Origin of the sequence: Corynebacterium sp. (genome assembly GCF_030826625.1) — a bacterium.
Taxonomy (GTDB): Bacteria; Actinomycetota; Actinomycetes; order Mycobacteriales; family Mycobacteriaceae; genus Corynebacterium.
On sequence record NZ_JAPJNQ010000001.1, the window covers coordinates 41,850 to 68,626 of the forward strand.

21 protein-coding genes and 1 tRNA gene are annotated in these 26,777 nt (G+C 55.4%); 12 read left to right on the top strand and 10 right to left on the bottom strand.

Features of this window, described 5'->3' with window-relative positions; translation table 11 throughout:
* Positions 1-18: 18 nt before the first annotated feature.
* Positions 19-1,437: a DUF418 domain-containing protein gene (locus tag RCH87_RS00205; protein WP_306514739.1), complete on the bottom strand. Its 1,419-nt coding sequence runs from the start codon at positions 1,435-1,437 to the stop codon at positions 19-21.
* Between the two features lie 170 nt (positions 1,438-1,607).
* A complete protein-coding gene (locus RCH87_RS00210; protein ID WP_306514740.1) occupies positions 1,608-3,134 on the bottom strand; it encodes an adenylate/guanylate cyclase domain-containing protein in 1,527 nt (508 codons plus the stop codon).
* A gap of 43 nt (positions 3,135-3,177) precedes the next feature.
* Between RCH87_RS00210 and RCH87_RS00215 the strand changes: the two genes are divergently transcribed.
* Together RCH87_RS00215 and RCH87_RS00220 are read left to right on the top strand one after the other, a co-directional pair.
* The gene (locus tag RCH87_RS00215) at positions 3,178-4,470 is read left to right on the top strand and encodes a DNA polymerase III subunit delta' (RefSeq protein ID WP_306514741.1); all 1,293 of its coding nucleotides are present in this window, start codon (positions 3,178-3,180) and stop codon (positions 4,468-4,470) included.
* Between the two features lie 141 nt (positions 4,471-4,611).
* Positions 4,612-4,687: transfer RNA gene (locus tag RCH87_RS00220), tRNA-Thr, on the top strand.
* A gap of 540 nt (positions 4,688-5,227) precedes the next feature.
* Here RCH87_RS00220 and RCH87_RS00225 read toward each other — a convergent pair.
* Positions 5,228-6,970 (bottom strand): ATP-binding protein, encoded by a 1,743-nt coding sequence (locus tag RCH87_RS00225; RefSeq protein WP_306514742.1) that lies wholly within the window; start codon positions 6,968-6,970, stop codon positions 5,228-5,230.
* A gap of 448 nt (positions 6,971-7,418) precedes the next feature.
* Entirely contained in the window at positions 7,419-9,062 is a 1,644-nt protein-coding gene (locus RCH87_RS00230) for an AMP-binding protein (RefSeq protein ID WP_306514743.1), read from the bottom strand.
* 271 nt (positions 9,063-9,333) lie between these two features.
* Between RCH87_RS00230 and RCH87_RS00235 the strand changes: the two genes are divergently transcribed.
* Positions 9,334-10,485 (top strand): S-(hydroxymethyl)mycothiol dehydrogenase, encoded by a 1,152-nt coding sequence (locus RCH87_RS00235; RefSeq protein ID WP_306514744.1) that lies wholly within the window; start codon positions 9,334-9,336, stop codon positions 10,483-10,485.
* Positions 10,486-10,490: 5 nt separating this feature from the next.
* Positions 10,491-11,108, top strand: a complete 618-nt coding sequence (locus RCH87_RS00240; RefSeq protein WP_018121128.1) for an MBL fold metallo-hydrolase — start codon at positions 10,491-10,493, stop codon at positions 11,106-11,108.
* Between the two features lie 38 nt (positions 11,109-11,146).
* Here RCH87_RS00240 and RCH87_RS00245 read toward each other — a convergent pair whose 3' ends face one another.
* The 6 genes from RCH87_RS00245 to RCH87_RS00270 all read right to left on the bottom strand — a co-directional run bounded on the left by RCH87_RS00245 (position 11,147) and on the right by RCH87_RS00270 (position 17,722).
* Positions 11,147-12,028 carry a cytochrome c biogenesis CcdA family protein gene (locus tag RCH87_RS00245; RefSeq protein WP_306514745.1) on the bottom strand — a complete coding sequence of 294 codons (882 nt, stop codon included), beginning with the start codon at positions 12,026-12,028 and terminating at the stop codon, positions 11,147-11,149.
* 24 nt (positions 12,029-12,052) lie between these two features.
* Complete coding sequence (locus tag RCH87_RS00250; RefSeq protein ID WP_306514746.1) at positions 12,053-13,012, bottom strand: thioredoxin domain-containing protein; 960 nt, start codon at positions 13,010-13,012, stop codon at positions 12,053-12,055.
* A 51-nt stretch (positions 13,013-13,063) separates the two neighbouring features.
* On the bottom strand, positions 13,064-13,930 hold the full coding sequence (gene rfbA, locus RCH87_RS00255) for a glucose-1-phosphate thymidylyltransferase RfbA (RefSeq protein WP_306514771.1): 867 nt from the start codon (positions 13,928-13,930) through the stop codon (positions 13,064-13,066).
* Between the two features lie 88 nt (positions 13,931-14,018).
* Entirely contained in the window at positions 14,019-15,353 is a 1,335-nt protein-coding gene (gene rfbD / locus RCH87_RS00260) for a dTDP-4-dehydrorhamnose reductase (protein WP_306514772.1), read from the bottom strand.
* 57 nt (positions 15,354-15,410) lie between these two features.
* The gene (gene rfbB / locus RCH87_RS00265; RefSeq protein WP_306514747.1) at positions 15,411-16,397 is read right to left on the bottom strand and encodes a dTDP-glucose 4,6-dehydratase; all 987 of its coding nucleotides are present in this window, start codon (positions 16,395-16,397) and stop codon (positions 15,411-15,413) included.
* A gap of 200 nt (positions 16,398-16,597) precedes the next feature.
* Positions 16,598-17,722: an alpha/beta hydrolase family protein gene (locus RCH87_RS00270; protein WP_306514748.1), complete on the bottom strand. Its 1,125-nt coding sequence runs from the start codon at positions 17,720-17,722 to the stop codon at positions 16,598-16,600.
* A 713-nt stretch (positions 17,723-18,435) separates the two neighbouring features.
* Here RCH87_RS00270 and lpdA point away from each other — a divergent pair.
* From lpdA to RCH87_RS00310, 8 genes are all read left to right on the top strand, one after another.
* Entirely contained in the window at positions 18,436-19,863 is a 1,428-nt protein-coding gene (gene lpdA, locus RCH87_RS00275; protein ID WP_306514749.1) for a dihydrolipoyl dehydrogenase, read from the top strand.
* Between the two features lie 448 nt (positions 19,864-20,311).
* Entirely contained in the window at positions 20,312-21,067 is a 756-nt protein-coding gene (locus tag RCH87_RS00280; RefSeq protein WP_306514750.1) for a succinate dehydrogenase cytochrome b subunit, read from the top strand.
* Positions 21,068-21,129: 62 nt separating this feature from the next.
* Entirely contained in the window at positions 21,130-23,139 is a 2,010-nt protein-coding gene (locus tag RCH87_RS00285; RefSeq protein WP_373690877.1) for a fumarate reductase/succinate dehydrogenase flavoprotein subunit, read from the top strand.
* Positions 23,139-23,888 carry a succinate dehydrogenase/fumarate reductase iron-sulfur subunit gene (locus RCH87_RS00290; RefSeq protein ID WP_306514751.1) on the top strand — a complete coding sequence of 250 codons (750 nt, stop codon included), beginning with the start codon at positions 23,139-23,141 and terminating at the stop codon, positions 23,886-23,888. The genes RCH87_RS00285 and RCH87_RS00290 overlap by 1 nt, the downstream gene beginning before the upstream one ends.
* A gap of 103 nt (positions 23,889-23,991) precedes the next feature.
* On the top strand, positions 23,992-24,360 hold the full coding sequence (locus RCH87_RS00295) for a hypothetical protein (RefSeq protein WP_306514752.1): 369 nt from the start codon (positions 23,992-23,994) through the stop codon (positions 24,358-24,360).
* A gap of 203 nt (positions 24,361-24,563) precedes the next feature.
* Positions 24,564-25,772 (top strand): DUF445 domain-containing protein, encoded by a 1,209-nt coding sequence (locus RCH87_RS00300; protein ID WP_306514753.1) that lies wholly within the window; start codon positions 24,564-24,566, stop codon positions 25,770-25,772.
* Between the two features lie 27 nt (positions 25,773-25,799).
* On the top strand, positions 25,800-26,282 hold the full coding sequence (locus tag RCH87_RS00305) for a hypothetical protein (RefSeq protein ID WP_306514754.1): 483 nt from the start codon (positions 25,800-25,802) through the stop codon (positions 26,280-26,282).
* Positions 26,283-26,380: 98 nt separating this feature from the next.
* Positions 26,381-26,770, top strand: coding sequence for a DUF2516 family protein (locus RCH87_RS00310; RefSeq protein ID WP_306514755.1), 390 nt, complete (start codon positions 26,381-26,383; stop codon positions 26,768-26,770).
* Positions 26,771-26,777: the final 7 nt, after the last annotated feature.

Below are 26,777 nucleotides of genomic sequence, written 5' to 3' on the forward strand. Positions count from 1 at the left end.
GTAGTGTTCCGAAGCTAGTTAGCCTGCGGAGCCAGAATTCCCTGGAGCTGTGAAACCACCGGGAGCGTCAGGAGCGTCAGCAGTCTTCGCAGAGGTAGACGACGCAGCGGCAATCCGTTTGCGTTCTTCGCGCTTGGACTCAATGCGCGGGCGCGAGCCGGGGCCATAGCCCAAGCGTCGGTGGGCGATTTCGAGCGGGCCATTCCAGCCCAGTGCCTCCCAAAGCCAAGCCAGCAGTAAAGTTGCCAACCAAACCAAGAATGCGATCACGCTTAACCCGGTGACGGTACGGCCTTCTGCTAAGTTCAGAGTGAATGGCAGTACTAAGAGCACAAAGAACACTGATTGGGCGACATAGCCAGACATGGAGCGTTTGCCCAGCGCGATGAATGGGCGCAGCAAGATTGGTAGCCGCTGGGTTTTGTCGTATTGCTTCTGCGCGCGGTTGCAGCCCAACGCGATGGCAGCGAGGATGCCCGGGCCGGTAAAAATCCCTAGAAAAAGATTTGCTGTCATCAGCTGATCAGCCAAATCTGGGTTGATGATTTCCAGTTCTGCCAAGCCCCACGGCACGCCAATGCCGACGCAGATTGCAGCAGCGACCACTGCCCAAATTACGAGTTCTTTTCGGTGCGCATCGACGTCGGCAAGCACCCCACGACGCGCCCACACAAAGCCCAGCAGAATCACCGGAAGCAGCGTGAAAGCCACAAATATAGCTATGAATGGCGAGAATAGGGCGATAAAAAAGTTTTCTAATGCATATTGGCCGTAATCGCCGGTGTGCGTGGTGCCTTCCGGGAATCCAGTGGTGAACGAGACTGTATCACCGAAAAATGAAGAGCCGATGCTGGAGAATACGATGGCTATGCCAGTCACGGCATGGACTGCGAAAAGCCCAGTGATGATCCACCCCAAAGTCTTATTGCGCAGTGACAACATGGCTGCGACCAGCATGCCTGCAACGCCGTAAGGCAACATGATGTCACCGAAAAACAGTAACACCATGTGCAGCAAGCCGAAGACTGCGAGGAAGAAATATCGGCGAAGAATAACCTGGCGGGCGCGGGCGAGGGGAAAAGACTTCTTCCACAGGCTCATGGCGATCAGCCCGATGCCGAAGCCCAAGAGCGTGGAGAACATTGGCAGGCCGCGTACATGCACGAACATTGCGGAAAAAAGCGTGAAGACGGTATCGAGTAGTGAGCCGTCGGCATAGCCGCCGAAATAAGAATCGTGGATGCCTTCAGCGTGTTTGTTGGAGGTCTCTAGCGTCCACGCAGTCTGTATGTTTGCCAGCGCGATGCCGAGCAGCGCGATGCCGCGGGCGAAATCGGGTGCGATCATGCGTGGGGTAGGCGATGGCTGGTTCTGCGGTGCCGGGTTTTCCGGCGGTGGGGTGCTTGTTTGCGGGTATGGTGCAGGCTGATTCTGCATAAAGGCTCCCAGCGTGTGTACTTCAAAGTTGAGTATTTCGGCGCCATCCAAGCGCTAAAGGTAGGTTAGCAAAACCACGATTAGCCGAGACGGTCAACCGTAAAATGCAGCGGGTATAGCATCGGCAGGGGGTGGCGTCGACTAGCACGACACCGACAAGCAGAAAACCGCTAGGAACGATCCGCGAGAGTGGCCCGTACCGGCCGTGCCAGCTGTGTCATTTCTCCGCGCCCACGCAGCTCGATGGATTTCAGGAACGTCCAGCGTGCTCGTTCGACCTCGTTAGCTCCGCGTAAAGTCGCTGCATTGGTAAGGATCTGCCCGGGGGTGTCTTTGGCCAGCTCGGTCAGACGTGCAGCTTGGTTCACCGCATCACCGATGACGGTGTACTCGAAGCGATCAGAACCACCAATGTGCCCGGCGACGACGTGCCCGGCGGCCACCCCGATGCCGGCGTGCAAGGCTAGTCCTTTGAGCTCTTCGCGTAGCTCGCGCGCCGCCTGCAGTGCGAGTGAATTTGCATCAGTTAGTTGCAGTGGAGCGCCGAAGACTGCCAGTGCAGCATCGCCCTGGAACTTGTTGATGATGCCTCGGTTGCGGTGTACACATTCGACGACGTGCTCAAAAAACTGGTTGAGCTCGCCGACGACTTCTTCCGGGGTATGGCTGACGGCAAAGGTCGTCGAGCCGATCACGTCGACGAAAAGCACCGCGACTTCACGGTCTTCGCCGCCGAGCTCGGGACGTTCTTCCAGAGCTTTGGTGGCGACTTCCGTGCCGACATAGCGGCCGAAAATATCGCGCACCCGTTCGCGCTCTCGCAGGCCTTTCATCATCTCGTTAAAACCGGCTTGCAGAACACCCATTTCGGAGCCGTCGTAGATATCGACTGCCACATTGGATTCACCACGGCGTACGCGGTTGATCGCATCCTGCAATTCTTTGATGGGGTCGATCACGCTCATCATGGCGAACATCGTGCCGGTCAGCCCAGTAACAAAACCGGTGGCAGCCATGATCAACACTGGTGGGATGAGGTCAGCGGCGTTGTCTGTGAAGTAATCAGCCTGGTGAGCAAACAGCAGCAGCACGATGCCGAGGATGGGCACGCCCGTGGTCATCACCCAGGTGGTCAGCAAACGCACTTTGATCGGCGGTTCCAGGGTGGAATCTTCAAACCGGCGTGCCAGTGCCTCGGCTGCGACTGGGCGCACCAAACGTTCGGCTTGCAAGTATGTGATCAGGATGGTGATCATCCCGGTGAGTGATGTGGAGATTGCGACGACCAAGCCCAGTCGGGCGGCGAAATTGCCGGCGAGGATGGTGGCAACCAAAATACCGATCAGCCAGACGAAGGCCGCCACCCCGGCCTGGTAGACCGGAATGCGCATGACCAGGTAGCGCACCATGTTTCGGTCGTGCTGTTCGGGGTTGCGTTGCCAGTCGAGTACTGGCCGGAACAGTAAATAGGTTGCGCCCATCCCGACGAGCACAGCGAATACTAGATAGGCGATGCCGACGGACCATAGGTTGGGAACTTCATCCGTGAAATCGGCGATTTCTGGCATCGGGATGAAAAATCGCACGAACAGCATCACTGCGATGGCGCCCGTGATGTTTGCGCCCAGAACTGCGGTAGCGAAAAGCGGCCACGAGGTTCCCCAAAGCCACTTCATGCCACGCAGAAATCTGTTCATAACTTAATACAATAATGGTGCACCACCCGGCTACACTAGTGGCGTGAGTAATACGCGAGCCGCAACGGCGGACGACGCCACATCTACAACCGTCACACCTGCAACATTGACCCCAAACGATACTTCTTCGAGTTCTGCTCTCACTATCGCTGAGCGTCTGCGTGATCACCCCCGGGTGCAAAAAACCATCATGGATGCCGCCCGTGCAGCCGCGCAGACACCCCAAGCCCAAACCCATGCGATGTCACATGCGTGGTTATTTACCGGCCCGCCGGGCGCTGGACGCTCAACCACAGCGTTGAACTTTGCTGCTGCGCTGCTCTGCGAAACCCCGGGCGCCTATGGCTGTGGAGAATGCCAAGCCTGTCGTACAGCGATGACGGGCAAGCACACAGATGTCGTGCATGTCGTGCCGCAAGAGTTGTCGATCGGAGTGGATTTCGTCCGCGACAACGTTGTCTCTTCTGCTGCCAAGCGCCCCACGGTTGGCGCCTGGCGTGTGGTGATTTTCGAAGACGCCGACCGGCTGACCGACGGTGCCGCCAATGCACTGCTGAAAACCATCGAGGAACCGCCCGCGCATACCGTGATCATCTTGTGTGCGCCGTCGACTGACCCGGAGGACTTCCCACAGACGCTGCGTTCCCGCTGCCGCCATCTGTACGTGCCGGCGTTACCGGTGGACACGATTGTGCAGATGCTTGTCGACGAAGGTGCGAGTGAAAATCACGCCCGGTTGGCAGCGCATACTTCGTTGCGCCATGTTGGCCGCGCCCGCAAATTAGTGAATACCCCGGCGATCCAGCAGCGGCGTGCGCAAGCCATCAACCTCGCGGAAGCTATCTTCCACGAATCCGGTGGCTTCCAGGCCGTCGGCCAATTGGTTAAAGCTGTCGAAAAAGAAGCAAAAGAAAGTTACGCCGAAGCGGATGAGGCGGAAAAAGAACGTCTGCGCAACGCTTTGGGTATGGGGGCGAGAGGGAAAGGTACTCAGAAATCTGTTTCTGGTGGTGCTGGTGACTTGCGTGAGCTGGAAAAGCAGCAGAAGAAACGGCAAACGCGGCGTTTACGGGATGTATTGGATCTTGCCTTGGTTGATCTGGCTGGGATTTACCGGGACGCGCTGATGGTAAAGCTGGGCGCACAGGTGGATCTGACACATCCGGATTTTCAGCCGCTGGCCTCGGAGCTGGCTGAGCATTTGGATGAAGCGGGGCTGGTGGAATGCCAGGATGCGATTAGTCATTATCGTGAGCTTTTAGGCTTTAACGTCTCGCCGCAGATTGCTTTCGACGGGCTGGTGGGGCGTTTGCGCTGTGCATACCGGGTGCACTAACTGTTACCGCCTCCCTGGTGTGGCGGTGCTAGTCCTGCCGTTTTCCATTGACGGCGACTATCGGCTAGAATGCCAGTGTTGCTGTGATTGTGCAGGAAGCCCGCTATGCGGGAATCTTTCACGGTTCCACACAAGCAACGTGCCATCTTAGCTCAGTCGGTAGAGCAGCTCCCTCGTAAAGAGCAGGTCAAGGGTTCGATTCCCTTAGATGGCTCCACTACTTCAACTCTTATTCCGCAGTGATTTTGTTGATCCGTGTGCCATGGGGGATTGGCGCAGCTACATCAGTTCTCCACTTTTCAGCCGAAGCGCGGCCATTGACGATAAGGCGAAGGCTAGAGCAAAAGCTGAAATATTTTTGTGAGCTTGCTAACAGCTGTGATACCGTGGCATCGAATGTGAAGGGGAGATGATGCAGATGCAGAAAGTGCTCGATTTTTTTGGGTTCACTTCACGTACAGAAGACTCAAATGAACAGCGAAGAAAATACGTCTTTGACGACCTGAGACCATCTCTCAGAGCTCTGGTCATAGTAGGATCGCTGGGTCTTGCATTGCTTGTGGGATGCATATCCCATCTTATTAATGTCAGTGCGGGTGGCTATAAGCTTATTCCTTTCTGGCTGTTTTTACTATCTTTTGCGGTTCTGATGAGACTAGGAATTCGATTTTGCTTGTCTCTTGAACAAAGAAAAATGGGAGAATGAAATCTTCAAGCAGGCTGCATCTCATAATGCACTTGATGGGGTGTAGCTTGGTTATTCTTTGGGGGATCGATTTATACGATAACGCGTAGAGCGCTGTCCTTGTCGACCTTCCATCAGCACGCTTCCGGCTGTTTGAAGTTGTTTGAGTGCATACCGAAGTTGGCCAGGACTCAGTTCTGGTATTGCCTCTACCAGCTCGGGGAATCTCATGGGTGCCTGGTTTAGCTGAGCGATGATAGCTGCGGTATTCGTGCCGTGCACTGATGAAAAATCTGACGTTCTACGCTGCTGGGTACCTTTATCCCGTGGTGTCTCGTGTGAAGTATCTCGCGGACGAAGTACCCCGTCTTGGTAAGAAGCGAGCTTGAGTGAGCTTAGTTCTGTGAGCAGATCATCTGCTTCGGACTGCCCGAGTGGGGCAAATTGCTTCCGCATTTGTCCTATTGACCAAGTCGCGCCTTGCTCTAACGAAAGCAGTAACTCCATTTGAATAAGTGAGAGTTCTTGGTTGTGTGCGAGTTTTTGCGCGTGCTGGCGTTGTTCCGCGGATAATCGAGGCTGTCTACGGAAAATTACTTTGAATTGTGCGCCGTTATCGAAAAATTGTGGACGAGTGAGATTGCTATCTCGGCAAGCTCGCAAGATTTCGGCAATGCCACCACCTTCGCCTTCGATCACCGAGCTGCCGTCTGAAGTCTTGACGTGGCGCATGAGATTATACAAACGTTGGTTGACTGCAGATTTTGCCAGGTCTGAGCTTGTTAATTGTTCGATGCTGAGTCCATGAAGCCCACCTGGGTTGGTGATGATGAGACGCTCACGAGTTAATCGGATTTCTACGCTTTTACCACCACCTAACGAGGCAGCGCTGAGATCGCGGTGAACCAACGCATTGGCTATCGTTTCTCTTATTGCGCGCAGTGGAAATTCGCTACGTTTTTTCATATGTCCACTGGCTTGATATTCGTCGATGGTGTCTGCATTGCGCGCTACCCACGCAACTGCATCTTCCAAAAGATCTGGAACAGCACCCTCAAAAGTTTCGATATTACGGTTTCGTGGTCCACCAAATCCTTCTGGCATTCGCACTGCGGCTGTAACTCGTAAAGCCGGCTCGGCCGCTTGTGGGAAAAATCCGAGCCCGTACAGGCCTGAAACACTTAATGTACCGTCGGGAAGAATAACTTTCAGGGTACGTAGCAAATCCGCATCATTAACTACCTGGGACAAACGCCGAGAATACTGGCGAACTTCTGCTATATATCGTGAAGTTAATTCACTATTCAAATCTGCGCGAGTAGTGCCAGGTACCGGTTCAGAATCTGTTTCGTGGCTTCTTGCTGCTATGAGTGATGCATTCCGGATGAGCTGCAAATCGTTCGCGTTCATTTCATAATCGCCATCGCTTTGCCTCAGATATGCTTTGCCACGGTATCTGGCCGGTTTATGCTCAGGTGATAGCGGATTTACGGTTATGGCTACCACGATTTTGCCATCGATAGGGACAACGTCTGAGAAAATTTGTGGTGCTGGATCGATGCTGCTCCGTGTTTGGGTTGTCACAGCCTTGATTATTTTCGCTGGCTCATTTACTCCAGTGACACTGAAGTTTGTGCCTTCATCGACACCGAGCAGGACTGTGCCGCCAGTAGGCATATTCGCAAAGGCACAGATCGTTGTAGGCAGATTGTCTGGGACAGAGGAGCCGCGTTTTGCTTCGACATTCAGGAAGTCGTCGCCAAACTCCTGCATCTCGTGCAATGTTTGAATTAAAGTTCCACTGTCCCATTTCACACTGTAAAGAGTACAGTCACAGTGTGAAAGTGTCTAGCACTCTCAGGGTGCTTGTGCACTGTGATGTGCACTGTTAGTCAGTAGTGTTTCAGTGTTGATGCCGGGATGATGCCTGGGTGTTTTTACCAGTGTTTTTGTGACTGTAGGCGTCTTCGGCGAAAGTGAGTATTCTGATTTGCGAGTGACAATATGTCATCGATAGACCCTAAAATCAGGTCACAGTGTAAAACAACAGTGCAAAACTGGCTTACATTGTAAAACGCACACTGTAAATTACAGTCTGAAAATTGCAGTCTGGAAACTGCGTTGTGGATCCGCAGCGTGAGCTTGGTACGGGCCGCGGCCGTGATTGCAGGGCCCGCTATAGCAAGCAGAAACCTCTAGCTAGTGGAGTTAGCTAGCAAGCCCCATCACCGGCGGCGCCCTGTTACTTAATAGTGAGCGGGTTTTAAGCCGACAGCTGGCGGGGGATTACCTTGCCTGTGGCGTTGCGCGGCAAATCATCGACGAAATGCACATCGCGGGGTACCGAGTGCTCAGCCAGACGGGTGCGCACCCATTGGCGAATGTCATCGGCAGTAATGTCTGGGCCCTCAGGGTCTTTCACAATCCAGGCAGCAATGCGGCTAAACGTCGCATCATCATCAACACCTTTGGCGTAGTGATCAGCAATACCTGGCATCGTATCCAGCACATTGTCGACCGACGAAGGGTAGACGTTTTCGCCGCCGACGATGATCATTTCATCAGCGCGGCCTAATACGTGCAGCATGCCGTCGTTGTCGATATAGCCGAGATCGCCGATGGATTGCAGCATGCCGATGCGGTCCAGTTTGTGCTTCGGATTGGTGTATCCGACCATCGTGGTCGCGTTGCGCAGATAAATTTTGCCAATCTTGCCACGGGGGACTTCCTTGCCGTCGTCGTCCAAGATTTTTAGCAGGGTGCCGTTGGCGATGGAACCGCCCACGGTGGGGTCCTCGGCGATTTGTTGTGGTGTCGCGGCACTGGCCAAGGTGAGCTCGGTGGAACCATAAATATTAGCCAGAATTGGGCCGAAACGCTCGATGGTATCCGCTGCCACCTGGGGAGTTAGCGCGTGGCCGGAGGAAGCGATGACCTGCAACGAGGAGGTGTCGTAATCCCAGGTGTTGTCGAGCGTGACCATCGATTTATAGAACACTGGCGACGAGATCAATACCTCGCAGCGGTGCTCTTGGATATCGTTGAGGCAGGCTTCGGCATCAAAAATGCGCCGTGTGACCACCGTGGAACGTAGCGCGAAGGCAATGTTGAGCATCGCCCAACCCCAAGTGTGGAAAATCGATGCTGTCATTTGGACGGTTTGGTTGGCTTTCCAGGGGACAGCATCCAGGATTGTGCTTAACACCGTGGGCAGTTTTGGCTCAGGCCGCGCAATACCTTTTGGCACGCCGGTAGTGCCCGAAGACATCAAGACGATATTGCCGTGCTTCGGAAAGCGAGGCAGCTTTTGCTCGATGTTGCGCTTGACGATCTCGGCTAAAGCCAGGTGCTCTCCGGTGTCTTCGCCGCCTTCGTGGCCGATGACCACGTGCAAGTTGGTGGCGGCTGCAGAGCCAGGTTGCGGCAGGCGGTCTGCAAATTCGCTGTCGATGACCAGCACATTGATGTCGTTCTCTTCAATGCAACCAGCGAGTTGTTCAGATGAAGAACCAATATTGAGCAAATAGATTGTTGCCCCGGCATAGCCCTTGGCAACCAGCGGGGTGACGATGCCACGCCCATTGCGTGCCATGATGCCCAGACGGATTTCGTCGACTGGCAGCTGATGTAGGTAACGGGCAAAAGTAGTGGCCTGTTGCTGCAGATCGCGGTAGGTCATGGTGCCTTCGTCGTCAAGCAAGGCAGGGCGATCCGGGCAAATGAGTGCCGCTTGTTCGATCTCGCGGGCAGTGCTTAGCCAATAACGCGCGACGATGCCGGGGGTGTGTAGCAGCGCGCGTGGGTTGTCGCCGGGGGCAATGATCCCGGTTCGCAGCAATGTAGGAACTAGTTTTGCTAGCCCCTTGCCGTTGGTAGCGAGGTATTCCAGCCGGTCGCGCAATGACACAAAATCACACCTTCAATAATCAGAACACAAAAATTAATGAGCACACGGAGCGGGTGGCAATAAGATTCAGACAATAAAGCCTAGACATTAGAGCCTTGGGTGAGTCTGAGTAAAGCCGAGTGGCACCCGAGTAATACTTTTCATTTAGAAACTTACACCATAACTATCGTCACTCTAGTTAGTTTTCGTTACATCGTGCAGCACGCGAAATGAAACTTGCTAGTAGATGAAGCATCAGCGGCATCGAAGGCATTTCTGTAATATCAGGTATATGACATATCAAGAAAATCTTATTGAAAATGATGATCAATCAAGCGGCGCTGCAGATTCACAAACCGTGAAGGGCGTCATTGCGCGTTCGAAGGGTGCAGAAGTCGAAACCGTCGACATTGTCATCCCTGCTCCCGGCGCACATGACGTCGTTGTTGCCGTGAAAACTTGTGGTATCTGCCATACCGATTTGGCTTACCGCGATGGCGATATTGAAGATGCTTACCCATTTCTGTTGGGCCACGAAGCTACTGCAGTCGTCGAATCCGTCGGCAGCGAAGTTTCCCACGTCAAAGTTGGCGACACCGTCGTACTGAACTGGCGCGCTGTGTGCGGCGAATGCCGGGCCTGCAAGAAGGGCCAGCCACGTTACTGCTTCGATACCCACAATGCTTCTAAGCCAATGACGCTTGCCGACGGCACCGAGCTCACCGCAGCTTTGGGTATCGGCGCTTTGGCGGAAAAGACACTGGTACACGAAGGCCAGTGCACCGTTATTGATTCGGACGCCGACGCGGCTGCTTCTGGCTTGCTGGGCTGCGGCGTCATGGCCGGCCTCGGTGCGGCCGTGAATACCGGTGAAGTTACTCGTGGTGAATCCGTCGCTGTCTTCGGCGTCGGTGGCGTCGGCATGGCAGCTATCGCCGGTGCCAGCTTGGTGGGCGCACGCACAATCATTGCGGTGGACCTGGATGCGCAGAAGCTCGAGCGTGCCCGCGAAGAATTCGGTGCAACCCACACGGTCGATGCCAGTGGCAAGTCGGAAGAAGAAGTTATCGAAGCAGTCCGCGAGCTCACCGATGGTTTTGGTCCCGATGTCACCATCGATGGTGTAGGTATCCCAGCTACCACCCGACAGGCTTTCTACTCCCGCGATCTTGCCGGACGCATGGTCATGGTGGGCGTTCCTGGGCCGGATGCGAAATTCGAGATCCCAGCTATTGACTTCTTCTCTCGCGGTGGCGCGTTGAAGCCATCCTGGTACGGCGATTGCCTGCCAGAGCGTGACTTCCCGTTGTACGCTGATTTGGCTAAGCAGGGACGCTTCCCACTGGACAAATTCGTTGACGAACGCATTACCCTGAATGATGTAGAGAAAGCATTCGCAACCATGAAGGCAGGCAAAGTCCTGCGCAGCGTAGTAGAGGTGTAACACACATGCGTATTGACCATCTAGTGACTTCTGGAAAGTTCAAACTCGACGGCAATGAATGGGACGTCGACAACAACGTCTTCATCGTCGGCGACCAGGATTGCTGGATCATCGACCCTTCGCATGAATTCGATACCATCGTCGGTGCCGTGGAAAACCGCAACGTCAAAGGCATTATTTTGACGCATGGTCACAGCGACCACGTCGATATTGCCCCGCAGGTGGCGGATCATTTCGGGGTGGAAATGTATATGCACCCAGATGACGAGATGCTGTGGGAAGAAGCCAACGGCGATCGTTCATTCGCCCGTCTTGCCGACGGGGACACCTTCGACGTAGAAGGCAGCACGCTGAAGGTTCTGCACACCCCGGGACACTCGCCAGGTTCCTGCGTGTTGTACTGCGAAGACGAAGCAAAAATCTTTGCCGGTGACACCCTGTTTTCGGGTGGTCCGGGTGCAACCGACAAGAAGTACTCGGATTTCGGGACCATCATTGAGTCGCTGAAATCCAAGGTATTTACCCTGCCGAACGAGACCACTGTCATGCCAGGGCATGGTGATTTCACCACCGTGGGAGAGGAATTCTCCCACTTGGATGAATACATCGAGCGCGGCTACTAAGAATTAAATCAAAGCCGCAGGTCGCGTCCAGAGGACGCTTATTGAGAGGCGTCAGCAGCTGAAGGTTCAGTATTGCTGGCGTCTTTTTCGTGGTTGTCGTCTTTTTCGTGCTTGTCGTCTTTTTTCCGTAGCCCCACGAACAACACGATGACGATGAGCACCACGATGGCGATGATGGCCAACGTCAGGTCAGACAAGTTTGCGAACTGCATAGCCCATTCTTGGATGCGTGCCTGAGCATCGGTACTCAGCGGCCCACCCCAGGCCGAGGTGCCGTGGCTGATGATGAACAGCACACCGATGGCGATGAACAACGCGCCGGAAATCATAGACACCAGGTGCGTGGTGAAAGGGCCGATTGTGATGGGTTTCGGGCGCATCTTGGAACCCAGATCCAGTTTTTCCCACAACAGTGCCAGGATAAACAACGGGATTGCCATACCAACGGCATAGGCAGCCATGATCGCTGCGCCGTACCACGCAGAAGCGGAGACCGCAGCGGTGGTCAAAACAGCGCCGAGCAAAGGGCCAGCGCAGAAACCAGCGAAGCCATAGACAGCGCCCAAGAAAAAGACCGCGCCGGGTCCAGAGCCTTTCGCCTTTGACGACAGGTTAGAAAATGGCAGGTTAAACCCGCCACCGAAAAATGTGTAAATGCCCAGGGCGATGATGATGATTCCGCCGACCAGGATGATCGTCGAACGGTGATCAACCATGAAAGCCCCAATGCTGCCCACACCAGCACCGATGGGTACCAGCACGGTAATCAGCCCGGCCAAAAAGATCAGGGTTTTCCACACCAAATGGCGAAGTGAATCGAAAGCATAGGCGAAAAACGCGGGTAAGAGCAATGCTGAGCATGGGCTAATCAGCGAAAGCACACCTGCTAACAGTGCACCAAAAAGACCTACTTCAATCATTTATCCGTGAGAACCTTTCTTGCACTATTGAGCTTGTGGGCCGACCGTCGTTCCGGCGCGCGGAACGGTGCCGTCGGCTACCTTCGCCAGCTGGCGGTAAACCTCGTCTTCGAAAACCTCATAGGGTTGTGCACCAGAGATGAAGCGGTCGCCGAGGATAAACGCTGGGGTGCCGTTGAGTCCGACCGAGGTGGCGTAGCTACGTGCCTGGCGCACGACGTCCTTGTAGGTTTCGTCTTCAAGATCTTTGCGGAACTGTGCGATATCCTTTACGCCGGCTTTTTCGGCAAACTCCACCAAGTCTTCTACCGAATAACCTGGGTGTCCGCCGGTTTGGTTCTCGTAGGTGTTGTTGTAGAGCACGTCATGGAAGTCGTAGAACTTACCTTGCTTACCGGCAGCGCGGCCAGCTTGCGCGCCAACTTCAGCCTGCGGTCCATTGACCGGCAGATCGTTCCATTCGACGCGCAGCAGACCGGTGTCGACGAATTTCTCTTTCAATTTCGGTGCGGTCTCTACGGCGAAACGCGTGCAGAATGGGCACTCGAAATCAGAAAACTCTGAGAGCACAACCGGGGCATCGAGTGCTCCCATGGCGAATGGATCCTGTGCGTCACGACGGTGCACGTTGAGGATATCTTCGTTAGAGGTGATTTCTCCACCTGGTCCGACGATGTTGGCATTGGGGGACGTTGGGGAGGCGAAGTTTGTGCCGGGCTCGACCTGTTCGGCGAGCTCGCGTGCTTTTTCAGGGGAATATTCGCCACCCTGCATTCGGTTATTTGCTGAATCGGAGCTGCCAGAATTAGCAGATTCTGGGGCTTGGGGGCCGTGCATCGCATCCTGGTCACTTGCGCTCGTGGAATTGTCGTCGCCAGAGCGAACTACAGCAACAACAATGAGCACGGCCAGCGCCACTACCAGGGCGATTAACGTCCAGAGCAGTGCGGGCTTGCGCTGGAAAGCGTTGCGTGAAGAGGACATAACAACCTTTGTCTATCGGGGACTGACAGGCGGGTTGGGCCTGCGAGCACATTAATCTTCCTGGGCTGCGCGCTTTAAATAAGTGCCATAGCCGGATTTGATTAATGGTTGCGCTAACTCTAACAACGCAGACGCGCTAATAAATCCCTCTCGGTAGGCAGAAACTTCCGGAGAGCCGATGATTGCACCGGTGCGTTTTTGCAAAACCTCCACGTACGCTGCAGCTTCAGACATGGAATCAACAGTTCCTGTGTCCAACCACACATCACCGCGTTGCATGCGCTGCACCGATAATTGCCCCCGGTGCAGATATTCCTCATTGATCGCCGTGATCTCAAGCTCGCCGCGCGCCGAAGGCTTGATCGACTTGGCAATCTCGATGACGGAATTGTCATAGAAATACAGCCCCACCACCGCATAAGGCGAAGCTGGGCGGGTGGGCTTTTCCTCGATCGACAGAGCACGCCCGTCGGGGGCGAACTCGACGACGCCATAGCGCTGCGGGTCAGCGACTTCGTAGGCGAAGATGATCCCACCATCGGGCTGGTGGCACTGTGGCAAGGCGCCGGAAAACCCATGGCCGTCGAAGATATTGTCGCCAAGGACCAAGGCCACATCGTCGTCGCCGATGAACTCTTCACCGATCAAAAATGCCTGCGCCAGGCCATCGGGGCGCGGTTGAATCGCGTAGTCCAGCAGCAGGCCCCACTGGGAACCGTCGCCAAGCAACCGTCGAAAAGCAGGAGCATCCTGTGGGGTGGTGATAATCAAGATCTCCCGAATGCCAGCCTGGATCAGCGTAGAAAGCGGATAATAGATCATCGGCTTGTCGTAGATCGGCATGAGCTGCTTCGAAATCCCCTGGGTAATGGGGTAGAGCCGGGTGCCGGAACCGCCGGCGAGGATGATGCCTTTCATAGTCATCTATGTTGCCAGATCTAGGTTGCTAGATCGCATGCGCCACTGTTTTCGCACCGCCACCGCCAGGTTGGCCTGCAGCTGCGTATCAAGCCAAATAGAGTGCGAGGCTGGCGCGCCAATTGCTGGGGCTAAACCCGGTGGCTTTGATCTTGGCCAAGTCCAGAGTGGACTCCGCCGGACGCGCAGCCTGATCCTGGCCGTATTCCTCGCTGGTCACCGGGGTGACATCTGCGGGATCGCCACCGCAGCCGATGAACACAGCCATCGCAATCTCATCGCGCGAGGCCGTATCGCCATCGGAGCTCAAATTGTAGACCCCAAAAGGTGCCTGGCTGTCTAACAAATGCACGATTCCGCGCGCCAAATCTTGGGCATAGGTTGGCCGCCCGCGCTGATCACACACGACTTTGGGCTGGACTCCGTCGTTGGCAAGCTTGGCCATCGTGGAGATGAAATTGGCACCATCGCCGAACACCCAGGAGGTGCGCACCACGTAATGCCGTGGGGTGCTCTGGGCTGCGGTATCCCCAGCGGCCTTGCTGGCGCCATAAGCCGACAGCGGCGAAGGGATTTCGTCTTCGGTGTGCACCTCGTGTTGGCCGTCGAAAATATAATCCGAGGAGACATGCGCCAACGTGAGGTTGTGTTCGCTGGCGATCGTAGCGAGTCTTGCCGGGGCGGTGGCGTTAACTGCCCAGGCGCCAGCTCGGTCGGATTCCGCGCCGTTGACGTCGTTATACGCAGCCGCATTGATGATTGCCTGATACTGGCGCCAGTCGCGCACCGGGGGATTGGTGATGTCGAATTCTTCTCGCGAGCAAAATTCCACGTGCTCTTGGCCACGGTAAGCAGCGCGCAGTGCGGTGCCAAGCTGGCCGTTGGCGCCGGTGACCAGGATTTTCCGCGGCGGCATCGGGGTGGCTTGTGCGAGCGGGGGATGGTTTTTGTCTTTGACGGAGATTTCGGTAGGCGTGAGTGGCCACTCGATCATATCGAGGTTGACATTGGTGTATTCCGCATCCGGCGAATAATGATCGTTGACCAGGTAGGTATAAGCGGTGGAGTCTGTCAGTGCTTGGAATCCATTAGCGACGCCACGCGGAACAAATACCGCGGTATCCGGCTCGATGCGCTGGGTGACCGTCACACCAAAGGTTGGCGAACCTGCACGCAAATCGCACCACGCACCGAAGACGGCGCCTGTCGCGACCGAAATGAATTTATCCCAGGGCTCTGCGTGTAGCCCGCGGGTTACCCCGGACTTTTCGTTAAAAGAAATATTGTTTTGCACCGGCTTGAAATCGGGCACACCGGCGGCGACAAACATCTCACGCTGCCAGTTTTCTTTAAACCAACCGCGCGAATCCTGGTGCAGCTGCAGGTCGATCACCAGCAGGCCGTCGATACCTGTGGTGTGCACGTGCGGGCAAGCTTGGTCCGTTGTTGGCTGCTTTCCTGTCTCGTCACTGGTCACTGTCTATTGCCCTCGCTTTGCATAGTTCGTTTCCACTGCGTCTTTTGCATCGCGCCACCAGTCGGCATGCTTGCGATACCAGTCGATGGTGCGTTCCAGTCCGGCACGGAGATCGGTAAATTCTGGCTGCCATCCCAGCTCTTCGGTGAGCTTCGTCGGGTCAATGGCATAGCGTTGGTCGTGGCCAGGCCGATCAGCGACGTGCTCAAATTCCTCGGCACCCATGAGCTCACAGATCAACTCAATAACTGAGAGGTTGCTGGCTTCGCCATGCGCGCCGATATTGTAGGTTTCCCCAATCCGGCCGCGTTCTAGGATTGCGTGTACTGCCCGGTTGTGGTCGTCGACATGAATCCAATCCCGCACCTGCGCCCCGGTGCCATACAACTTCGGGGTGCGCCCGGAAAGAATATTCGTGATTTGGCGCGGGATGAACTTCTCGACGTGCTGAAAAGCTCCGTAGTTATTTGAGCAATTCGAAATAGTCGCGCGCACCCCAAACGAGCGCACCCACGCACGCACCAGGTGATCCGAGCTCGCTTTGCTCGCCGAATACGGGCTGGAAGGGCGGTAGGCGGTGGACTCACTGAATTGTTCAGCGCCATCGAGCGGCAGATCGCCAAAAACTTCGTCGGTGGAGATGTGGTGGAAACGCTTGTCGTGTTTGCGCACCGCCTCTAGCAGGCAAAAGGTGCCGACGATGTTGGTAGTGATGAATGGCGAAGGATCGCGCAGGGAGTTATCGTTGTGCGATTCTGCGGCAAAATGCACCACGGTATCCGCGCGGCGGACAAGCTTGTCGACGAGTTCAGCATCCGCTATATCGCCGACCATGAGTTCACACTCGGTGCCGTCCAGGTTCGCGCGGTTGCCGGAATAGGTCAGCTTATCCAGCACAATCATGTGGATATCTGGGTAGAGCTTGCGGGTCAGGTGCACGAAATTCGCGCCGATGAAGCCGGCGCCGCCGGTGACGAGCATGGTGGACATGACACTAGTTTAGGCGACTAATAACGGAGCAGATCGTGCTGGTAGAAACTGCCCGGTGGAAGCTGCCGGGTGGAAGCAGCCTGGCGGAAGCTGCCGGGTGGAAGCTAATAGGGCAAAGTTAAAGCCCAGCGAGAAGATTTCCCACCGGGCCCTATTATTCGGTTTTATTCTGGTCTCGAATTAGTCCGAATGATGAAGATTTACTCGGCAATCCCGAAGGCACGTGCAAAAGTCGGCCACGAGGTGCGCAGGTCATCCTGCCAGTAGGACCAGGTGTGGGTACCGGTCGCTGGACGGTGGTGATCAACTGGGATGCCCAGGTGGTTCAGCTTGGCGACGAAACGGTGCGTGCAAGCATTGGTGACTGCCTCGATGCCGCCGCCTGCGATAGCCAAGTTCGCCTGGTTAGCGGACAAAGCTTGTTCTGGGATGCCTTGTTCGCGCAAACCTTGCAGCGTTTCGCGCTGGCCAATCAAGCCGGTGGCATTAGAGACATAAATCTCAGTACCGCGCAGGAATTCAGCTTGCAGCAGTGCATCGTTTTCCAAAGAGCGCTTCGAGCCCGTTGGGCCCCAAATCTGATCCGGGTGAGCCCCAGCGCGGTTAACGGTCAGGCCTACTGCGGCGCGGCCCATTGGGGAATTGGTTTCTGCACAACCGGAGAACGAACCGGTGGCGTCATAGAATCCAGGGTTGTGGGCAGCCAGCAAGAGCGAGCTGGTACCCGACATCGACATACCGGCGATTCCACGCTTGCCGTTAGCGCCCAGGTGCTTTTCGATTGGCCCTGGCAGCTCGTTGATCAAGAAAGTTTCCCACTTCTGTGGGCCTTTCAGGTACTTGCTGTCAGCTGGCGTTTCGTTCCAGTCTGTGTAATAGGAAAACGCGCCACGCATTGGGATGACGACGTTAATGTTTTTTTCTAGGTAAAAATCAAGCGCATCAGTCTGCGCGATCCAGTTTGCGGATTGTTCACCGCCACCGGCACCATTAAGTAGGTATAAGGTCGGACGCGGGCCGGCAGACTGATCTGCCTTGATGGTCACGACTGGGATCTTGCGGTCCATCGATGGCGAATACACGGTGACTTCCTGTACGCGATCGCCTTTTTCTTTCACAACGTTGCGCCAAGAATCATCTTCGAATTCCGAGGCCTGGATTTCTTCACTCACCGTGCCAACCGGGATGGTGTTTTCGGGTGCAGGTGGAGTGACGACGTCCTGGGCGATGCCGACTTGAGCGTTGACCTGGGCGATGCCGGATACAGGGGTGAGGGCCAGGGTGCTAACAGCAGCAGCGGCAACGAATACGTTGCGAAGTTTCATGCGTGATCCTTAGACAGTCGGGAAACTTAAACGTGAAAACGTAAAAATAAATAATAGTTGGTTAGTAGCTTAGCGTATGCACCGCCGATAGTCTCAGTATTTCAGTCTCTGTATTTCGATGCTCGCGTCTGCCACTGTTGTAGTTACTCTTGTAGTCGCGAAATCGTGATGTGGTGTTACAAGAAGAAGTTTTTTTGGCGGGGGCTGGTGAGGTCAGTGCGGCTGTCCGGCGGTGGGGCTGTCGGGCGGTTTTGGGCCCTGGTAGCAACTGAGGTTATTGGTGTATTTGTTGTAGATGTTGAAGTTGTCAAGCAATGTTGCAGTTGTGAAACCCTTGTGTTTGTGTTGCCCTTGGCCTAGGCTCAATTTTGCTTAAGCGCGAGGATTTCGGCAGCTAGATTTTCCGATATCCGCGATGAAAACTGGGAAACTGCTGTTTCCTAGTCGTGATTCCCAGAGATGAAAGAGTTTTTACCATGCAGTTCGATAACTTGATCGCTACCTCCAATAACTTCTTCGGCCCAGGCATCCACGAGCTTTTCGCTAGCTTTTCCAAACTGAGTGCAATCCTTAACCTGCTGTAATCTGCGGTTTTGTTTGCTAGCAGGCACTGAGTTGGAGGTACCTGCGAGTCTGAAAGCACCTGCGAGTTTTGGGTTTATTCCAGATAAATTCTTCTCGCGGGTGCTTTCACATGTCTATGGCGATTACGTATGCTGGATGGCGTGACTAAAGAACATTATGATCTCGTTGTACTTGGCGCTGGACCAGGCGGGTACGTTGCCGCCATCCGCGCTGCCCAGCTAGGCAAAAAAGTTGCCGTCGTCGAAAAGCAGTATTGGGGCGGAGTCTGCCTCAACGTCGGCTGCATTCCTTCGAAGGCTTTGCTGAAAAATGCTGAGGTTGCCCACACCTTCAACCACGAGGCCAAGGACTTTGGCATCTCTGGTGATGTCTCCTTTGATTACCCGACCGCACACAAGCGTTCGCGTAAGGTCTCGAAGAAGATTGTTGGTGGCATCCACTACTTGATGAAGAAGAACAAGATCCAGGAAATTAACGGCCTGGGACACTTCAAGGATGCCAAGACCATCGAGGTTAAAGAGGGCGACGACGCAGGCAAGACCCTGACTTTCGACGACTGCATTATTGCTACCGGCTCCGTCGTCAAGACTCTTCCTGGCATCGAGCTTGGCGGCAACATCGTCTCCTACGAAGAGCAGATTCTCGACGAAAACGCACCAGAATCCATGGTGATTGTCGGCGCTGGCGCAATCGGTATGGAATTCGCATACGTGTTGGCGAATTACGGCGTGGACGTCACCGTCGTCGAGTTTATGGACCGTGTGTTGCCAAATGAGGACGCTGATGTGTCCAAGGAGATCGCCAAGCAGTACAAGAAACTGGGCGTGAACCTGCTGACTAGCTACAAAACCACTTCTGTGAAGGACAACGGCGACAACGTCACCGTCGAGGTCGAGTCTAAGGATGGCAAGAAGCAAGACACTCTGACCGTCGACCGCTGCTTGGTTGCAGTCGGATTCGCTCCACGCGTGGAAGGCTTCGGCCTGGAAAACACCGGCGTTGAGCTGACCGAACGCGGCGCTATCGCCATCGATGAGCGCATGCGCACCAATGTTGATGGTATCTACGCCATCGGCGATGTCACCGCTAAACTGCAGCTGGCTCACGTCGCTGAAGCGCAAGGCGTAGTCGCCGCAGAGACCATTGGTGGCGTAGAAACCCAGGAGCTGGGTGACTACCAGATGATGCCACGCGCTACCTTCTGTAACCCACAGGTGGCGTCCTTCGGGTACACCGAAGAAGCCGCTAAAGAGAAATGGCCAGATCGCGATATCAAGGTAGCTACGTTCCCATTCTCCGCGAACGGTAAGGCGTTGGGTCTGAACGAATCGGCTGGCTTTACCAAGCTGATTGCCGATGGCGAATTCGGTGAGCTCTTGGGCGCACACTTGGTTGGCTCCAACGTTTCCGAGCTGCTGCCACAGCTGACTTTGGCACAGCGCTTCGATCTGACCGCGGGCGAAATCGCGCGTAACATCCACACCCACCCAACGCTGTCTGAGGGCATGAAAGAAGTTGCTCACGGCGTTGCTGATGGACACATGATCAACCTCTAATTAGAGACCCGATCACCCCCTCTCACAAATGGGCCTGGCGGCTTAGGATTCCGCAGACATTTTTCGAGGAGTTTTCAGACACGGTCGCTCTACCGCTTGCCGACGGTAGGGCGGCCTTTTTCTTTTGGCAGCCCGAAAAAATACACCGCCTGTGACGCACGGGAATACTGATACTGATCGAAAGTTTGACGCAGTATGGGTGAACGTTGACTAGCTGAAATTTGCCTGTGCCTAAATTCACAACAATCGGAAAATAGTGATGAATCGCGAATTAAGGTGCCCTAAGGCACGTGGCAGTAGCGATATTGGCAGTTTTCTTTAAGCCAAGCCTCACATAAAGCGCCCCCGGCAAAACTTAATAGCAACGCTAAAAATGCACTCAGTGCACTGTTTTAGTTCGCATCAACACCCCCGATCGCCGTATGGTTATAGCGACAATGGAGGTGCCATGACAATAAAGAATCCTGATCGTGAGGCAATCGCCCACGGAAAAATTTCCAACGAGAAAATTCGCGAATCGCCATCAGTCCCAACTTGGGCAATCAAGCTGATTATGGCGGTTACTGGTCTGCTGTTCGTGCTGTTCACGCTCGGACACATGGCCGGAAACCTGAAGCTGTATGCTCTAGCTCACGACGGCGTACCTGCCCTGGATGAATACGGTGAATTCCTCCGTAGCCTTGGTTCGCCACTGCTGCCGGAAGAAGCATTCCTGTGGGGCTTCCGCATCGTCCTGCTTGCTGCGCTGATTCTGCACGTGTGGGGCGCATTCGTATTGATCAGTCGTGCGAAGCAGTCTCGCGGCAAGTTCAACCGCACCAACCTGATGGGTGGGGTGGACTCATTCGCTACCCGCACCATGTTGGTTACCGGTCTGTTCATTTTGCTGTTCATCTGCTTCCACTTGCTGGACCTGACCTTGGGCGTCGCTCCTGCGGCCACCGATCAGTTCGTCCATGGTGAGGTGCACGCCAACATGTTGGCTACCTTCAGCCGTTGGCCAGTCACCCTCTTCTATGTAGTGGCAATGCTTTTGCTGTTCCTGCACATGTCTCACGGCATCCGTTTGGCTGTCTCGGATCTGGGCATTACCGGCCGCAAATGGCGTCAAACCCTCGTCGTGATTGCTTATGTCATCCCAGCTGTGGTTGTCATCGGCAACATCGTTATGCCCGTGTCCGTCCTGTTTGGTTGGGTGAGCTAGATCGTCGCCCAGTGACGTCACAGTTCGCTGACAACGTTCTAGCCTGATCGGAAAGTAAGATTATGAGCAACACAGATACTTCGACTCGTAAAGAGTTCCGCCAGCCAGACTCTATCGTCGATGGAGTCACCCCAGGCGACATTCTGGAAAACGCGGAACCAAAAGGCGTTCCCATGCGCGACATGTGGAACTACCACAAAGACCACATGAACTTGGTCTCGCCGCTGAACCGCCGTAAATTCACCGTCCTTATCGTCGGCACTGGCCTGTCCGGTGGTGCTGCAGCAGCAGCCCTCGGTGAATTGGGCTACGACGTAAAGGTCTTCTCGTACCACGATTCACCACGTCGTGCGCACTCCATTGCTGCACAGGGTGGTGTGAACTCTGCCCGCGGTAAGAAGGTCGACAACGACTCGGCTTACCGTCACGTCAAAGACACTGTTAAGGGCGGCGACTACCGCTGTCGCGAGTCTGACTGCTGGCGCCTGGCTCTGGAGTCTGGCCGCGTTATCGATCACATGAATGCCATCGGTGCACCATTCGCTCGTGAATACGGCGGTACCTTGGCTACCCGTTCCTTCGGTGGTGTGCAGGTCTCCCGTACCTACTACACCCGTGGACAAACCGGCCAGCAGCTGCAGCTGTCGACCACCTCGGCACTGTACCGCCAGATTGGCCTGGGCAACGTCGAAATGTTCGCCCACCATGACATGCAGGACATCATCGTTCGTGAGATCGATGGCGTCAAGCACTGCGACGGTATCGTGACCCGCAACCTCATCGACGGTGAGATCAAGGCCTTCACTGGTCACGCGACCGTCATCGCTACCGGTGGTTACGGCAACGTCTACCACATGTCGACCTTGGCGAAGAACTCGAACGCTGGCGCCATGATGCGTGCTTACGAGCGCGGCGCATACCTGGCATCCCCGGCGTACATTCAGTTCCACCCGACCGGTCTGCCGGTGAACTCCACCTGGCAGTCGAAGACCACGCTGATGTCGGAGTCGCTGCGTAACGACGGCCGTATTTGGTCGCCAAAGAAGGAAGGCGACGATCGCGACCCGAACTCCATCCCGGAGGACGAGCGCGACTACTTCCTGGAGCGTCGCTACCCAGCGTTCGGTAACTTGGTTCCGCGTGACGTTGCTTCCCGTGCACTGTCGCAGCAGATCAACGCTGGTCTAGGCGTCGGTCCGATGCACAACTCCTGCTATCTGGATTTCCGCGATGCGATCGAGCGCCTCGGTAAAGATACCGTGCGTGCGCGTTACTCCAACTTGTTCCAGATGTATGAAGAGTCCATTGGTGAAGATCCATACGAGACTCCGATGCGTATTGCACCGACCTGTCACTTCACCATGGGTGGTCTGTGGACCGACTTCAACGAGATGACCTCCATCGACGGCTTGTTCGCTGCCGGTGAGGCTTCCTGGACCTACCACGGTGCTAACCGTCTGGGCGCGAACTCGCTGCTTTCGGCATCGGTCGACGGCTGGTTCACTCTGCCGTTCACTATTCCTAACTACCTGGCAAACCACCTTGGTGAAGAAAAGCTGTCCGCTGATTCTGCCGAGGCACAGGAAGTTGTCGAAGAGGTTAAAGACCGTTTGAACCGTCTGATGGGCATCGAGGGCGATGATCCACACGGTGCCGAGTACTACCACCGCCAGTTGGGCGAAATCCTGTATTGGGGCTGTGGTGTGTCTCGTAACGTCGAAGACCTGAAGACCTCCATTGAAAAGATCCGCGAAATTCGTCGTGACTTCTGGGCTAACGTCCGCGTGACCGGCCAACTGCACGACATGAACCAGGATCTGGAATACGCACAGCGCGTGGCCGATTACCTCGACCTCGGCGAGCTGATGTGTGTCGACGCACTGGACCGCGACGAATCGGCCGGTGCTCACTACCGCGACGATCACCTTTCCGAAGACGGCGAGGCTGAACGTGACGACGAAAACTGGTGCTTCGTTTCGGCTTGGCAGCCAAACGGCCCGGAGAAGTTCATCCGCCACGCCGACCCTCTGTACTTCGACTCGATCCCGCTGATGACAAGGAACTACAAGTAATGAAATTGACACTTGAAGTCTGGCGTCAGGCCGGACCTACGCAAGAAGGCAGCTTCGAGACCGTTCAGGTCGATGACGCCGTCGAGCAGATGTCCATCCTGGAACTGTTGGACCACGTCAACACCGGACGTATCGAAGACAACAAAGAACCATTCGCTTTTGCCTCTGACTGCCGCGAAGGCATCTGCGGTACCTGTGGTTTGCTGATCAACGGACGCCCACACGGCCCAGGCCAGAACACTCCTGCCTGCCAGCAGCGTCTGTTCCAGTTCAACGATGGCGACACCCTGCGTCTGGAGCCACTGCGCTCCGCCGCATTCCCCGTCATCAAGGACATGGTCGTTGACCGTTCCGCCCTGGATGACATCATGCACCAGGGAGGCTACGTCTCCATGGACGCCGGTACCGCACCGGATGCTGACACTCTGCTGCAGAACTCGCAAGACAACGAATTCGCACTGGATCACGCTGCCTGCATCGGCTGTGGTGCGTGTGTCGCCGCTTGTCCTAACGGTGCCGCTCACCTGTTCACCGGTGCGAAGCTGGTGCACCTGTCCATGTCGCCACTCGGAGCAAAAGAACGCGGCAAGCGTGCCCGCAACATGGTTGACGAGCTCGAGCAAAACTTCGGTGGATGTTCGCTGTACGGTGAATGTGCAGATGTCTGCCCAGCTGGCATCCCACTGACTGCAGTTTCGGCTGTTACTCGTGAGCGTGCTCGCGCGGCATTCCGCTCGAAGGACGACTAATTGTTTCGGGGCGGTGAATCCGCTGCCCCGGCACCACTTTTGCTGGCAGTGAATCTAGACTAGAGTTGTCACTAGTGATACAGAAGAAAGGCTTTGGCACCTTATGAGCACCAATGAACAGGTAGCGGACTTCGCTGCGGAGACCTACCCACGCTATTCCCAAGAGCTGCACGACAGCTACATTGCGGGTTACAACCCAGTTTCGCTGGCAGCCCCACACTCGTCGTTGCTTCGTAACTCTACTTGGGCTGGCATGGGCTTGTTGCTCAGCTTCTTCCCATTCGCTGGAACCCTGATTTGGGGAATTGGCACCGGAATGTGGGGGACTGGTACCGCAGCTAATTACTCCACGATCTTGACGATTATTGGTGCTATCGGTGTCGTTGCCACCCTAGCTGGTGGTTTTGGCACCATCCATTATGGACGTCGCCATTACCGCCAATACGTGAAGGAAACGGGGCGCACCTCCTAACGCTGCCTTTCCTGCCAGCCTGGCCCCGCACCTGCTCAGATGCTCACCGCGTCGAGGCAGGGCGGGGCTTTTCGTAGCTTGACATGTCTACCCAACACTCTGTGTGTGACGTAAATTCGAGACGAAAACACTAGACAATTGATTCGAGACCTTTTATGACTGATGCCGAAAGAGCGGTAGTGTTACGCCGCCATAAGATTTTTGTGACCAGCCTCCTGGTGCTGGCAGCAATCATCTTTTTGGCGTGTTCGTGGTGGCAAAGCCAACCAGGTGAAGCTCCGGCATGGGTCGGCTACGTCCGGGCGGCTGCCGAAGCGGGCATGGTTGGTGGATTGGCGGACTGGTTCGCTGTTACCGCGCTTTTTCGCCATCCTATGGGCCTGCCAATCCCGCACACAGCGCTGATCCGGAAGAAAAAAGACCAGTTGGGCGACTCGCTGTCGCAATTCGTCGGTGATAACTTCCTCAACGCAGAGCTCATCACTTCGAAGGTGCGCGAGGCCAAGTTGCCCGAGCTGTTGGGGGAGTGGTTGGGCAAGCACGAGAATGCGGAAAAGGTTTCCCACGAAACCGCGAAACTCACCACGAATATCGTGCGCGCGATCGACCCGAACGAAGCCGAAGAGTTGATCCGTCGGCATGTCATCGACAAGGCTGCCGAACCGATCTGGGGGCCACCGTTGGGGCGCACGCTGGACTCGCTTATCGACGAAGGCAAGCTAGAACCCGCGGTGGATGAGCTCATCAACTGGGCGAAAACCAAGCTTGCTGATTCGGAAGACGCCATCGTCACAATGATTGATGAACGCATGCCGACGTGGGCGCCGCGTTTCGCCCGCCAGTTGGTCGGCGACAAGGTCTTTCGCGAAATGTCGTCGTTTATCCGCGAAGTCGAGGCCGACCCACAACACCAGGCACGCAAATCCATTCGCAAGGGACTGCGCCAGTTGGCATATGACCTGCAGTTTGATGCGACGATGATCAGCCGGGTTGAAGACTGGAAAACTGATGTGCGCGCATCGCGTGCAGTCGCCGCGCTACCAGGTTTGGTCTGGGAAAAAGCCTCCACCGGGTTTATCGACGCGGCAGAAGACGCTGATTCCGCCTTGCGGCAAAAAATCGTTGAGCTGTGTGTGCGCTGGGGCGAGAACATTCGCAGCGACAAAGCTCTTCGCGATTCTTTGGACCGACGCATCAATACTGCAGTGGAGTTTTTGGCTAATAACTACTCGTCAGAGGTGACAGGGATTATCTCAGAGACGATTGCTCGCTGGGATGCCGACGAGGCAAGCAACAAGATCGAACTTATGGTGGGCAAAGATCTGCAGTTCATTCGCCTTAACGGAACAGTGGTGGGTGCGCTGGCTGGTTTGGTTATCTACACTGTCAACCAACTTCTGTTTGGTGCCTAAACTAGAACAACTTTGTGGAGAACGATCATGACTAAAGATGAGAAGCGATTCAACGGCCGTGACGTAGTGGACTCGTTGAAAGATACGGGTTCGTCGTTGCGCTCGGTCATCGGCGAGTTCGCAGGGCATGCCGCAGCGAACTATCGGGACAATGGCGCTGCAGAAACGGCGAAAAATGCTGCCCGCCAAACTGCGCGCGACGTTCGCGGAATCAGCAACCTCGATGACGTCAAAGAAACCGGATCGAAGCTATGGAAGCGCGGAAAATACCTGGGCAAAGAATTCAGTTCTGAGTTGCGCGATGCCGTCGGCAAGACTCGAAACAGTGAAGCCTCGACCGAGGCGAAAGAAAAACTCGACAACCTGAATGCACGAGCGAAGCAGACGTTGCGGCGGGTAAAGAAAGACAAGTCGACGAATCGATCGGCGGCGAAGACCAAAGACGGTAGGCCACGTATCATTGAAGGCGAAGTTATTGAGGTTGACGGTCGCAATCCCCACGAGAACTAGCTAACTCGGTTGCCGTAGGCAGGCTGCCGCGGGCATATCCAGGCAGCACGGAGAGTAGACGACCCACGAAATAGACTGATGAGGAATCACCACACGACATGATTGTTGACGTATTAGCGCAGGCCAGCGTGGCCGCGGAGCAGACCCAGCACCTCGCGCAGCTGCCACCCAGCGGGCCGAAACTGGAGCAGTGGCAGTCGAACCTGCTGGACGGAGTGTTCTGGTTGCAGCAGGGTATTTACTCGCTCGTCGCGATCGCTGGCTTGGTCGGTGCGATTTCAGCTGCCATGACGCGTGACGACGCCTTCGATGCTGATTCCCGGCAATCGAAGATGGTGTGGGTGGCAATGCTGGCTGGTTCCGCGTTTATTGTGCCGATGCCAATTCCAATCCTGCCGTGGGTCGGTATGGTTCTTATCGGCCTGTACTGGTTCGATGTGCGCCCGTCGTTGAAGGCGTTGATCAACGGCGAGTACCGCTGGGATTAGCCTGCAC

Coding starts and splice junctions, on each gene's coding strand:
- RCH87_RS00290 (WP_306514751.1), top strand. CDS start 23,139: ATGAAATTGACACTTGAAGTCTGGCGTCAGGCCGGACCTACGCAAGAA.
- RCH87_RS00240 (WP_018121128.1), top strand. CDS start 10,491: ATGCGTATTGACCATCTAGTGACTTCTGGAAAGTTCAAACTCGACGGC.
- rfbB (WP_306514747.1), bottom strand. CDS start 16,397: ATGTCCACCATGCTCGTCACCGGCGGCGCCGGCTTCATCGGCGCGAAT.
- RCH87_RS00250 (WP_306514746.1), bottom strand. CDS start 13,012: ATGTCCTCTTCACGCAACGCTTTCCAGCGCAAGCCCGCACTGCTCTGG.
- RCH87_RS00205 (WP_306514739.1), bottom strand. CDS start 1,437: ATGCAGAATCAGCCTGCACCATACCCGCAAACAAGCACCCCACCGCCG.
- lpdA (WP_306514749.1), top strand. CDS start 18,436: ATGCTGGATGGCGTGACTAAAGAACATTATGATCTCGTTGTACTTGGC.
- RCH87_RS00295 (WP_306514752.1), top strand. CDS start 23,992: ATGAGCACCAATGAACAGGTAGCGGACTTCGCTGCGGAGACCTACCCA.
- RCH87_RS00270 (WP_306514748.1), bottom strand. CDS start 17,722: ATGAAACTTCGCAACGTATTCGTTGCCGCTGCTGCTGTTAGCACCCTG.
- RCH87_RS00210 (WP_306514740.1), bottom strand. CDS start 3,134: ATGAACAGATTTCTGCGTGGCATGAAGTGGCTTTGGGGAACCTCGTGG.
- RCH87_RS00235 (WP_306514744.1), top strand. CDS start 9,334: ATGACATATCAAGAAAATCTTATTGAAAATGATGATCAATCAAGCGGC.
- RCH87_RS00285 (WP_373690877.1), top strand. CDS start 21,130: ATGAGCAACACAGATACTTCGACTCGTAAAGAGTTCCGCCAGCCAGAC.
- RCH87_RS00305 (WP_306514754.1), top strand. CDS start 25,800: ATGACTAAAGATGAGAAGCGATTCAACGGCCGTGACGTAGTGGACTCG.
- RCH87_RS00245 (WP_306514745.1), bottom strand. CDS start 12,028: ATGATTGAAGTAGGTCTTTTTGGTGCACTGTTAGCAGGTGTGCTTTCG.
- RCH87_RS00280 (WP_306514750.1), top strand. CDS start 20,312: ATGACAATAAAGAATCCTGATCGTGAGGCAATCGCCCACGGAAAAATT.
- rfbA (WP_306514771.1), bottom strand. CDS start 13,930: ATGAAAGGCATCATCCTCGCCGGCGGTTCCGGCACCCGGCTCTACCCC.
- RCH87_RS00310 (WP_306514755.1), top strand. CDS start 26,381: ATGATTGTTGACGTATTAGCGCAGGCCAGCGTGGCCGCGGAGCAGACC.